The following is a 12,623-nucleotide window of genomic DNA, read 5'->3' as shown; positions in this document are numbered from 1 at the left end:
TAGCCGCTTTGCGTCCTAATGGATGTTCTAAACTTAAAAACGCAAAAATTTTTGTTTCCCCCATTAGCCGCGGCTCAAGCAAAAATTTTAGAATGAGTCTAAAATTTGAGAATATGACCACTCTTTAGTCCCGATAGCTATCGGGAGGGGCAAAGGCATATTCGGCCGTGGGATATTAAAATTAACTTTTAGTACTGTTTGCCCATATACGTAAAACTTTAAATATTTACTAAATAGCTGAGTTCATTCAATAAAATACATTTCCTTCATTATCTTTATAAAAATCAAATGATTGCATGTTGATTTTTTATAGCTGGGAAAATGGCCGTTTTTTTAATGCTTACTCACAATGGAGTTATTTCCACCGAGTTGAATGTTCTTAAGCCTGCGTTTTCTGAAGTCTCTATTTTTTCGGCAATGAAAAAAAGAGGAATCCGCTAAATCATCACTTGATTTAAACGACATATAAAACGAATATAAACCGACAAGTAAAATTATGCCAACACAGCCAAAACTCACGCGATTCAATCAAAACGTACTGTCAAAATACCAGATCTACAACAGTATATTCATGACCTTGCCTTTTGATTCCATTACTAAAACCGGCGTTTTATTGCCACTATTTCACGAAACTTGTAAAAAAGGCTTCCAAGATGGCGACAATCCCACGACCATAGTTGAAACGTTTTTCAAGAAATACCAAGCGCGACGCAGTAAGGAAAGCCAAACAAACTTACTCTTCCGCTTTATCCAATACATCGAGCGGCAAGTGGTGCTTTTTGATGCCATTGAGGACGCTGCATTTCCCATTGTAAATAATATGGATGGAGTAGGTACGTTGAGGAGTCTTACAGAATCTGCTTCTTCTGAAAACAAATTGCAGGAACTTCAGCAATATCTTAAGGAATTTAAGGTGCGCATCGTGCTCACAGCGCATCCCACCCAATTTTATCCTGGCAGCGTGCTCGGCATTATTACCGATTTAACCGCAGCCATCAAGGCCAATGATTTGTTGACCATCAATGATTTATTGGCACAGTTGGGCAAAACACCATTTTTTAAGCATGAAAAACCGACGCCTTACGATGAGGCAGTTAGTTTGATTTGGTATTTGGAGCATGTGTTTTATTTTTCCTTCGGAAGTATTTACGATTACATTCAGCAAAATATTTTTGAAGGCCAACACATTGATAACGACATCATCAATATTGGCTTTTGGCCAGGAGGTGACCGCGACGGAAACCCATACGTAACGCCAGAAACCACGCTTAAAGTAGCCGCTAGATTGAGAGAATCCATACTCAAAAATTACTACCGGGACATTCGTCGTCTCAAGCGTAAACTAACCTTCAAAGGGGTTGAGGAACGCTTGTCGGCATTAGAAACGGGACTTTATGATGCCTTTGTTTTCCCAGGAAAGGAAAGCATTACCTTAGAGCATTTTGTGATGGAGTTGGGAGCGATAAAAGCCACGATCATTAAAGATCATCAATCTTTATATCTCGAGCAAATCAATAGTTTGCTCAACAAAACGCGTTTATTCGGTTTCCATTTTGGAGCATTGGACATTCGCCAAGACAGTCGTGCACATGCCGCGGTTTTCAATACGGTGGTTGATAAAGTGATTGCTTCCGGCAGTGAGGTGTTTCCAAAAGATTACCAAACCCTTTCCGAAGCTGAACAAATCAAAACCCTTTCAGCAATAAAAGGGACTATTGATATATCTCTTTTTGAAGATGAAATGGTGTTGAAGACACTCAATTCCATGAAAGCCATAAAAACCATTCAGCAGGAAAATGGCGAAAAAGCCGCCAATCGTTACATCATCAGTAACAATCAATCGACTTTGCACGTGATGCAACTTTTTGCCATGCTTAAGATTGTGGCTTTTGAAGATGACCTTACGGTAGACATTGGGCCTTTGTTTGAGACCATTGTTGATCTTGAAAACGCGCCAGCAGTGATGGAGGAGTTATATACCAATTCGCATTACGCTGCACATCTCAAGAAACGCGGCAACAAACAAACCATTATGTTGGGTTTTAGTGACGGTACCAAAGATGGTGGCTATTTAATGGCCAATTGGGGTATTTTCAAAGCTAAGGAGCGCTTGACAGCAGTCTCTAGAAAATATGACGTGACCGTTATTTTCTTTGACGGTCGTGGTGGCCCTCCAGCGCGAGGTGGTGGTAAAACCCACCAGTTTTATGCCTCCTTGGGCCCAACCATTGAAGATAAAGAAGTGCAATTGACCATTCAAGGGCAAACCATTAGTTCCAATTTTGGCACAATGGATTCTTCACAATACAATTTGGAGCAATTGATTTCCTCGGGTATTTTAAACCGCTTGAATGACACCAACACTGCAATGTCTAAAGAAAACACTGAAGTGATGGAGGATTTGGCGCAATTGAGTTATAAAACCTATTCCGACTTTAAGAGCCATAAAATGTTTGTGCCTTATTTGGAGCGCATGAGTACTTTAAAATATTATGCCAAAACGAATATTGGCAGCCGACCGTCAAAACGCGGTAATTCTGATAAGTTGGTGTTTGAAGACTTGAGAGCCATCCCATTTGTGGGCAGCTGGAGCCAACTGAAACAAAACGTACCAGGATTTTTTGGCGTTGGCACAGCACTCAAACATTATGAGGACAATGACGAGTTTGAGAAAGTGAAGCATTTGTATGAAAGCTCCAACTTCTTTAAGACTTTGGTGGAAAACAGCATGATGTCCTTGTCCAAATCCTTTTTCGATTTGACCAAGTATATGGCCGATGATGAGGAGTTTGGTGATTTCTGGAACATCATCCACAATGAATATGAAACTTCAAAACGCTTGCTATTGAAACTTACAGACGCTGAGGTTTTGATGCAGGAAGAGCCAACAGGAAAGGCCTCGATTGATGTACGGGAATCCATTGTTTTGCCATTGTTGACCATACAGCAATATGCCTTGAAGAAAATTCAGGAATTGGAGCGTGCCGAGGTAAGGGACCAAGAGCAAATTGATATCTATGAGAAGATCGTGACCCGCTCGCTTTTTGGGAATATCAATGCGAGTAGGAATTCGGCTTGATGTTGTTGGATCGTTCTTCAAGTGTGGTATCAGAATACATGCTGAAGGATTTAAAACAAAACACAGTCAATCGGAAAACATAAGGATCCTGAATCTGTAGGCCAAAAGGATCGATTTAGCCTGGATTATGCTTAATTTTGAAAAAAATTTGGCGCTCGGGCGCTTTAGAATAAAGGAAGCAGTAACCCGAAAATTTGAAAACAAGCCAATGTTTTGAAGCATTCTTAGTTGCTACTTTAGTACGAGCAAAAATAAACGCATCACCTACAGGGATACTGTACGAAATCTTTCAAAATTGAACTTAAATGACAACCAAAACCATTGATATCAATGAATCCACCATAAAAAATTACGTGGATTCCTTGCGACCAGATAAACCCGAAATACGAGCACAATTAGACTTTGGCTTTTCTTACGACGGGAAAGTCGCCATTTTATTTGAAATTCGACCTGCATGGGATGATCCAAAAGAAATCCAGCAGCTTGAGTTTGCCAAAATAAGATATTATAAATCCAAACAAGAATGGCATTTGTTCTGGATGCGGGCGAGCGGGAAATGGGAGCTTTACGAACCGTTCCCAAAATCTACCCACTTGGAAAAAATTGTGGATACTTTAAAAGAAGATAAGCACGGCTGTTTTTTTGGCTGATTTCAATAAACGGGCAATAGCAAAAAACTGCTTTGCTCTCAAGCAATACCAAGAGCATTCCTTTATCATTAATTCACCTATGTAAACACGGGGAAGCTGTGGCACTCAAAAAAAAAAATCCTGAGCTAAATAGATTATTGGCACCTAATTCAAAAAAAATTTAAAGTAGTTTTGAAAGTCTATTTCATAGAGACATAAGATAGGTAATTGCAACTGTGAAGACTAATTTCACATGATACGGCGTATAGCTTTATAAAACGAGGTAACACTACTATTCAAGAAGGCTAAAAAGATCACTCAGGCATGTTGACCAAATTGACTCGTTGGGTTTTTGTAGAAAGTGTCTCCAAGAAAGCAATGATTGCTTCCACTTCCGTTTTATTCAATTCTAATTTTTCAAGCATAGGTGACGTGGTCGGAATCAACGAGTCTCTTGTAGTGCCTAAATATTTCTTTTGAATTGGTGCAGGGTTGCCTAAATTATAGTATTCCACGACGTCCAATAGCGACGGAAAATGACCGTGGTGCATCCAAGGTCCTGTCATGGCAACTTCTCTCAAACTTGGGGTTCTAAATTTACCCAAATCCTCAAGTTTATTTGTGTGATTGTAAAGTCCGAAATCTTCATCATTGGTACCAAATAATGCTTGGCCATCATTATGGAAGAGGTTGTCACTAAAATAGGGCGTATTATGGCAATTAATGCAACGTGCTTTGGTTCTAAACAAATGCAACCCCAGGACTTCCTGATCGGTAAAGGCTTCTGCTTTACCGCTTACAAATTTGTCAAACTTACTATTTCGACTTACCAAACTGCGTTCAAAGGTCGCAATAGCTTTTAAGACACGGTCTAAAGTGACTTGAGCATCGCCAAAAGCTTCGGTAAATAAGGGTTTGTATCCATCAATATTCGCTATATTTTCTAGGGTAACGGTGCTATGGGTATTCATTTCAACAGGATCTGAAATAGGGAAGGAGGCCTGATGCTCCAAACTTTCAGCTCTTCCATCCCAAAAAAGACGTTTAGCGAATGCCACGTTCATTATACTCATGGCATTACGTGTGTTTTCTTGCCGTTCGTGACCTAAAGACCGCGTGATATTATCGGTCCAGGCCAATTCAGGGTTGTGGCAGTTCGCACAGGCAATCTGCTTACTTTCAGATAAACGGGCGTCAAAGAAAAGCAATTTCCCCAATTGCTTTTTTTCTTCGGAAAAGGGATTGTCATTAGGATACTCCACTTCTGGCAAAACGCCCAAATCCTCAAATTTAGAGCGGTCTACAAGGCTATCCAATTCAGGCTCTGGCCATTTTTTGGTATCTGCTTGTGCATATTGTGCTCTTAGATTAGATATGGAAATCGACACATACTCACTCTTAGCGTCTACTTTGCAATTAAGAAGAAAGCAGCAACTGAAGACGAAAAGACCATATTTGAGAAGTGTAAAGACGTTCATTATAAATCTATTGGGGCAAAACAAGATTCGCTTATTGGTTCAAGTTCTTCATATTCATTAGTATTATAGATATGATAATACACGGTGCGCGTACCACCAAATAATTCTAGGTTAAAGGTATTAAGTTCTAGTTGAATTTCAAAGATTCCTGTCGCAATTTCGGTGTAAGTTCCGCTTCCCGAAATGCTAATCACATAAGAAGCGCCTTCTAGACTGGAAATACTAAGGTCTTGTTCAATGACTTTTACAAAGCCGTCGCTGCTGCTGTTGCCATTGGTTGGGAAAAATTCTAAAGCTTGTGGAATATTGAATCCAGGGGAGTTGCTGCTGTTGGAGGCTTCATTGTTGAACCAACGTTTGAGATTGAAAGAATTTGTTGTATTGCCATCGTTGGGAGAAACAAAGCCAATTCTGAATGCATGGTGGTAAATATCGTCTGAAGAATCGCTATTGCCCATATCATCATACAAAACCGCGTTGGGATTATCGGCCGTCACAACTACAGGGAAGGTAAAGGCATTGAAACTGCGCCATTCGCAAACCCCATCGTCACTGTTGTCAATCCAATTCTCACCGAAGGTTCTGTAGAACGGATCAGATAGATCGTAGAAGTTATTGGCAGTGAACACGCTCAAATCACGGTCGATCACAATAGGTTTTTTAATGGAGTAAGTACTGCTTCCGCTAAGAGTATAGCCACTTAAATCGGCAAGTTTAAATTGAGCACTAAATTCCAATTCATCTATTGTAATGGCTTCGTTGAGCGTGAGTTTATAGTCAATCGTGCTGGTATTTGTTAAAGGCAGACGCTCCAGAGTGTAATTAAAGTCACTGTTTATGGCTTCTATTAGATTGAAATTCTCAAGTTCTGAAGGCAAATAGCCTTTTGGAAAAAGAACTGAAAAATTAATGACTTCACCATTAGTGCCAATAATTTCTTGTTGGTTTGGAGTCTCAAATAAATAAGTGGGGTTGACTTCGCCTAAAGTGACCAAAAGTGTTTCATTACTGGCATCGTTATTTGGCATCCCAATCTGGATGTTTTGATCGCTCACGTTGGTTAACCTAAAATTGAGTTCCGTATTTGCATTTGGATTCCAACGCTCATTAAAACCAACATAAATGGTATCGATCAAACGTTCTGGTGTGAAGCTTAGATTGTTTGGGCTTATATTGAAGTTGCTCATATTGATAGAACTTGTGCTTTCAAAATTAACTGTGATGTTTTCAGAAAGTGCTTCGTAAGTGAGTGCAACTGGAATTTTGAGTATTTTAATATCGGTCTTATCAAATACCGAAACGGGCTGGAGACCACCATTGATTTCAGGAAATTCTAAAGCTTCATTGTTGTTGTTTACCAATAAAAAGAAGCGTACAAACGGCCCATCAGCATTGGAGAAACGTTTATTCTCTTCTTTGGAACAGGCTGTCAAAGCCAAAGTGATCATGCAAAGTAAAAAAAATTTAGTAGCCTTCATTTTGTTGGATGTTTTGGTTCAACGAAATACTGAAAAACGGAATGGGTTGAATAAAAAATGGAGACGGATATGCCACATCGCACAAATTAGATATACAATCCTGATCGCGAAACACATCTTTTTTATAACGCAAGATGTCAAAAAATAACATGTTTTCGAAAGCCAATTCGAGACGTCTTTCAATGAAAATTTCCTGGAGTAGATTGCTGGTATTGGTTATTGCTTCGAGATTAGCTCGGGTTCTCACAGTATTTAAATCATTGAGCGCTTGCTCAAGGCTTCCCAGGCGGGCGTTGGCTTCTGCACGAATTAAATAAAGTTCAGACAAACGTATGACTGTGGTGCCAGCATCGTTTTGAAATTTCTTTGTGAAATAATAGGTCTTAGGTGTAATGACCCCGTTGACATTGGTGTTAATGTCTTGTTGAATAAACATGCTGCGCCTTATGTCATCATCAGTATATAAATCAATAAGATCACCTGAAGCCGAGTTTTTAGCGATGTTTGAGTTTTGATTACTGCTAAAGAACTCCGAAACAGAAGAACTTACGCTGCCATCAGAATTTCGTGGTGCCGTAAACTCAAGTATAACCTCACTCACTGGAGCGACCTCCTGTTCCCATTCCTGTACGTAGGTCTCGCTGCTCATCAATGCAATTCCAGAATTATCGATGATATCGTCTGCAAAGCTTCTTGCAGTGTCCCAATCATTCATTTGCAAAGCGACTCTGGCATACAAGGCTTTCGTGGTTAGAACATTGAAGTAGGAAAAAGAAGGCCCCGATAATAATTGTGTATTACCATGCAAATTCAAGGCATCGTTCAAGTCGGTTTTGATAAGGCTATAGGTTTCGGCCATGGTTTTTCTGGCTGGAAAATCCTCACCTGCCGTAAGCGTTTCGGTATTGTAGACAACACCTAAATGCGAAGCATTTGGAGTGAAATTATAATTTTGAGCAAATAGCAAGGATACTTGATAATGGGCAAAGGCCCGAATGGTCAACAATTCTGCTTTTAGTTGGTTTAATCCTTCCGAATCAAAAAAGGTAAAACCATCTGAACGTTCCAACAGCAGATTGCTTTGGTTGATGATTTCGTAGCACGCTAGATAATAGCTTTCAAAATCTACTGTAAACTGGGTTGCTTCAAAATTATAGGTCGTTTCGATCTGAGAAAACACTGAAACTTGACCAGTTGAGGACGCCGGAGTAAAGGCGATATTGCCGCCAAGTACTTCTCCATATAACGCATAATTAGAAGAAGTTAAGGTTTCAATATCCTTATAAATACCACTGTAAGCTTCTAAAACGCCTGCTTTTGTAGAGAGTTGCTCTTCAATAGACACTTGCACATCGGGCTCAATCTCCAAAAAATCACTGCAGGCCAAAAGGCTTAAGCTAAAAAATACGATATAAAAAATGGATGTCTTCATATTAAAACGATGCATTTAAACCTAATGAAAAGGTTCTCATTTCTGGATATACGCTCTTGAATTCGGCAATTCCGTTTTTGTTTTTCGGGCTTTTATGTTTGTACCAATACACTAAATTGCTGCCATTCACGAAAACGGATAAGGCCTCAAACGGAATTTTCATTAGGCTTGCTGGTAAATCATAACTAAGATTGATCGCTTTTAGCTTAATGTGTGACGCATCATACAGGTATTTTGACGAATTTGAAATGATGCGATTGGAATTTGAAATGACAGGAAAACTTGCTAAATCGCCTTGCTGTTGCCAAGCTTCGTCTAGCACGTTAATGCTTAGATTACGGTTGGTCAGGACGCGATAATTGTCTAAAAGCACACGGTCTATCAAAGCATCTTGGCCATAAGCAAAGGAAAATATCATGTTGAGATTAATGCCTTTGTAACTAAAACTGTTACGTAGGCCTCCAAAAAAATCGGGTTGGGAATTGCCAATCGGCTGCCAATCGGCAGGAGTAAAGTTTGCTGCTACATAACTGCCATCATAGATAGAACCATCTACATTATAAAGCTCTCGACCGGTTGCTGGATCAATCCCTATAAAGTCGAATCCCCAATACGTGCTTGTTGCATATCCAATTTGCTGTGCTCTGGCGACTTCGGCAGATGATGTGTTTGATCCCAAACCCTTTAAAGCGGTAATCTCATTCTCTATTTTTGAAATGTTTACATTAGACTGCCATTTAAATTTGGAGGTTTTCAGCCAATCGGCCTGCAGCGAAAACTCAACACCTTGATTGTACATTGCAGCGCCATTGATTTGCACGTTGGTGTAGCCAGATTCTGGGATGACGCTTCGGCTTACGATAAGGTCTTTGATATCATCCCTAAAGATTTCCGCAGTGATTTTGAACCTATTAAAAGCATTCACATCAAGCCCAATATTGAATTTGTTGTTGCGCTCCCAGCCGAGATTGGGATTGGGTGCAGAACTTGCATTTGCAAAATTATTGCCGTTGTAACCGTTACCATCGTCATTGTTGTCAACGGTGTAAAGACCCAGTGCACGATAGGAGCCAATTCTAGAATTTCCTGTGGAACCATAACTCACGCGAAGTCTTAAAAAATCGACTGGATTTTTGATGTTTTTTGAGAAAAAGTTTTCATTGCTAATTATCCAGCTGGCACCAAAACCGCCATTTAATGCGGTATCATTATCGCTGCCAAAGGCTGAACTTTGGTCTACCCTGAAATTGGCTAACAAGAAATAGGTCTTTTTAAAGTCATAATTAAGTTGGGAGAATACTGAGCGTCCCGTTGTTTCAGAGCTATCAAACCTAAAATTCTGTCTCTCTGCAGAAGCAATGGGCTGGGCGTTTTCCAATATATCAAAGCCATTTCCTAAGGCATAGGAGAAATCTACTTTTTCTTGTCGGGTTTCCATACCTAAAAGTGCGTCAAAATAATGGGCTTTACCGAATGTTTTATTGTAGAATAAATTCGCACTCCAATTCCAGCGTTTGGTGTTGCGCTCCCTTTGAACCCGCCTGCCTAAGGTGCCATCATTAAACTGTCCGGAACCATTGAGACCCGAAAACAATTTGTCTTCGTCCTTTTCTGAATAGTCGATACCGAAAAGCGTCGTGAGTCTTAAATCATCTGTTAATTGATAATTCATGTTGATACTGTTCAAAATCGCAAAGGTTTTTGACTCTGAAATGTTCTGTTCGGCCACAGCTAAAGGGTTTCCGAAGGTTTCAAAATTGGTGTAAACGCCATTAGCATCATAAACCGGAATGTTTGGTGCTATTGCAAAAGCATATAAAGTATTGGGGTCATTTTTGACTGTCAAGGAAGGCGAAAATCGTAAGGATGCTGTAAAATCCTTTTTTCGATAATCTAATGCAAGAGTGGTATTCAGTTTTTCAAATTGATTGTTGACTTGCGACTCCTTGTTTATTTGGTAATTGGCATTGGCACGATAGCTCCAATGCTCGGTGCCACCCGATACACCTAGACCATAACGGTTGAAAATCCCTGCACGATTGAGCAGTGAAAACCAGTCTGTATTCACCCCATTCCAAGATTGAACATTATTGAGATCACCGTTGTTGGTATTGTAAATGTTCTGTATTCTTTGAAATGACTCGCCATTTAAAAATTGGAACTGATTGATGGGTTCGCTAATCCCAGATTGTACTGAAGCATTGACTCTTAACTTCCCTTTTTTTCCCGATTTGGTTGTAATTATAATCACACCATTGGCGGCATCGGCTCCATAAAGCCCAACCGCAGCTGCATCTTTGAGCACATCGAAACTTTGAATATCTTGAATACCCACCCTCGCCAAAGGATTCAAAATGTTTTCTGAAAGATTTCCAGTACCAACATCAAAAAAGTCACTTCCATCAATACCCACTTCTTCAGAGAGAATAATGCCGTCTACAATAATCAAAGGTTGTGTAGATGTGCCTACAACATTTGCATTTAATGGTGTTAGTGATCCTTGACCTCTAATGTTTATTGATATTTCTTCGCCCAATCGTGGATTGGTTTCTATATATACGCCTGCTAATTGACCTTCTAAAAGTTCGTCAAACGTGTTGGCAGGTTGCTCGGTAATCAATTGATCTGCTGTTATGCTGGCGACGCTTCCCACAACTTCTTGTTTTAGTTTTTTTGTACCATAGGAGGAGGTAATGACTATTTCATCCAAAGACGAAATATCTTCCTCTAGATAAATCTCAAAATATGACTGCTTGCCCAAAGTGACAGTTTTTGAAATAAACCCTAAATAAGAGACTTCAAGTACCACCTTTTCTATGGCGTACTTGCTATTGACTAAATACTTGAACTCCCCTTCAATGTTAGTGACCGCACCTTTGCCTGTACCTTTGATAATTAGGGTCGCTCCTGCCAGGGGAAAATTTTCTGAAGCACTTTTGACCACTCCCGAAATCATTCGCTGATTTTGCGAAAACCCAAAGGATACACTAAACAACAATAGGATTATAAAACCGATTTTTGCCATAAAAAAATTAACTTCGTCATTCTGATAGGAACAACGAAGTTTTGTGAAATTTATAATAAATTCTATTTCGTTACTCTATGATGATTTTTTTCAGAACTAAAGGCTGTTTCTCCGCCTTAAGTTGTAAAATATACAAGCCTGTAGCCAAATCTATTGAAATTTGTTTGTTCACGACATTTCCAGACTGTAACTCTCTTCCATTTATATCGATTATGCTGTATTTGAAATCAAAATTAGAGGCAGATTTTAAGTTCAATACTGAAGTTGCAGGATTTGGGTAAATTGAAACGGACTTAGCTAAGACTATAGCGTTTGAAACAGTTAAGGTTGTAGGGTCTAGTTTGAAAAGCTCTCTTCCTATAACAGTATTTTCTGCTTCAAAGTATAATACCCCGTCTAATGCCACAATGTCATCTATGCCAAAGATATCACTGTCTAATCTTACGGTAATAGCACCATCTGTTCGAAATAAATAGCTCTCTGTATCACCTTCAACTTTGCCAGAATAGTATAAAAAATCGCCAAGCGGGGCAAAGTCGGAAGGATCGTGATTACCCGTGACATTGCTAACATTAGTCACAGTATCTAAGGTAGGGTCGTAAATCCATAACTGATCGTCTGACCCATTGTCGCCCTCAAAAAATAATTTTCCGTTCCATGCGTAAAAATTGTTAATAGCATCGATCCCTTCGGCTTCAGCTGCAGCCACTGCAAGAGTTCCAGCGGTTGTACCATCAGTTTTCCATAACTTTCCCAAAGCTTCAAAATAAAGATTTGTTCCTAAAATTGTAAAATTACTAATCCCTGAATCTTCATTGCTTTCAGTAATATCCTTGATTAAGTTGAAACTATCTATTGCAGGGTCATAGGCGTAAAGTTCCCTGCCAATCGTTGGTTCATCTGTAGCTTCATCCATATAACAAAATATTTTGTCTTGATAAGCAATCATCGTGGCTCCAATAAGACTTTCAGAACCCGATCCAGCAACTAAAGCGGAAGAGGTTCCGTTAAATTGGTTTAAGCTGTTACCTGTTGTCGTATCCACAAAATAGATTAGACCATCCAAGGGTGTTGGGTTAAATACGAAACCGTCACCAGTGGCAGCAGTACCGGCTGTGGTACCGTCTGATGAAAACAACACACTACCTGATCCAGAATTTGCCGAGAAATATAGGGATCCATTATATTCAAAAAAGTTTCCAGGACTAGAACCGGCATCACCAGTTCTTAAATTAGACACAAAAGAGGTGCCTGCTGCCGTACCATCACTTTTCCATAGTTCCCTTCCCAAATCTTCATCTCCAGGAGAATTGGTTCCGCCAGAATCGTCAGCGCCAAAATAAATGGCCGAGCCAAAAACAAATAAGTTATTTGGTGAAGAGTTTCCTTCCCCCTCATTGATATCAAATACCTGTTCTATTTGCGCCCATCCTATTTGAGCACATAATATTGGTAATAGTAAGATGTAAAATTTCTTCATGTTATTCTATTTTTATTAATAA

The 12,623-nt window shown here is 39.6% G+C and carries 7 protein-coding genes; 2 read left to right on the top strand and 5 right to left on the bottom strand.

Going from position 1 to position 12,623, the window contains the following annotated elements; all coding sequences use genetic code 11:
- The first annotated feature begins 496 nt into the window (after nt 1–496).
- Both ESY88_RS14550 and ESY88_RS14545 read left to right on the top strand, forming a co-directional pair.
- Complete coding sequence (locus ESY88_RS14550) at nt 497–3,079, top strand: phosphoenolpyruvate carboxylase (RefSeq protein ID WP_147087483.1); 2,583 nt, start codon at nt 497–499, stop codon at nt 3,077–3,079.
- A 305-nt stretch (nt 3,080–3,384) separates the two neighbouring features.
- Nucleotides 3,385–3,729 carry a DUF3024 domain-containing protein gene (locus ESY88_RS14545; RefSeq protein ID WP_147087482.1) on the top strand — a complete coding sequence of 115 codons (345 nt, stop codon included), beginning with the start codon at nt 3,385–3,387 and terminating at the stop codon, nt 3,727–3,729.
- A 293-nt stretch (nt 3,730–4,022) separates the two neighbouring features.
- Here the strand turns inward: ESY88_RS14545 and ESY88_RS14540 are convergent, their stop codons facing one another.
- The 5 genes from ESY88_RS14540 to ESY88_RS14520 all read right to left on the bottom strand — a co-directional run bounded on the left by ESY88_RS14540 (nt 4,023) and on the right by ESY88_RS14520 (nt 12,601).
- Nucleotides 4,023–5,186, bottom strand: coding sequence for a cytochrome-c peroxidase (locus tag ESY88_RS14540; protein WP_147087481.1), 1,164 nt, complete (start codon nt 5,184–5,186; stop codon nt 4,023–4,025).
- Nucleotides 5,186–6,664, bottom strand: coding sequence for a Rossmann-fold NAD(P)-binding domain-containing protein (locus ESY88_RS14535; RefSeq protein ID WP_147087480.1), 1,479 nt, complete (start codon nt 6,662–6,664; stop codon nt 5,186–5,188). Before ESY88_RS14535 ends, ESY88_RS14540 begins: the two co-directional genes overlap by 1 nt.
- Nucleotides 6,651–8,096 (bottom strand): RagB/SusD family nutrient uptake outer membrane protein, encoded by a 1,446-nt coding sequence (locus ESY88_RS14530; protein WP_189702612.1) that lies wholly within the window; start codon nt 8,094–8,096, stop codon nt 6,651–6,653. Before ESY88_RS14530 ends, ESY88_RS14535 begins: the two co-directional genes overlap by 14 nt.
- Before the next feature lies 1 nt (nt 8,097).
- The gene (locus ESY88_RS14525; RefSeq protein ID WP_223270840.1) at nt 8,098–11,052 is read right to left on the bottom strand and encodes a SusC/RagA family TonB-linked outer membrane protein; all 2,955 of its coding nucleotides are present in this window, start codon (nt 11,050–11,052) and stop codon (nt 8,098–8,100) included.
- Between the two features lie 139 nt (nt 11,053–11,191).
- Nucleotides 11,192–12,601, bottom strand: a complete 1,410-nt coding sequence (locus ESY88_RS14520) for a T9SS type A sorting domain-containing protein (RefSeq protein WP_147087477.1) — start codon at nt 12,599–12,601, stop codon at nt 11,192–11,194.
- Nucleotides 12,602–12,623: the final 22 nt, after the last annotated feature.

Source organism: Subsaximicrobium wynnwilliamsii, from assembly GCF_007997225.1.
Classification (GTDB): Bacteria; Bacteroidota; Bacteroidia; order Flavobacteriales; family Flavobacteriaceae; genus Psychroserpens; species Psychroserpens wynnwilliamsii.
Note: the sequence above shows the minus strand (reverse complement) of the source record. Positions and strands in the feature narration are given on the sequence as shown.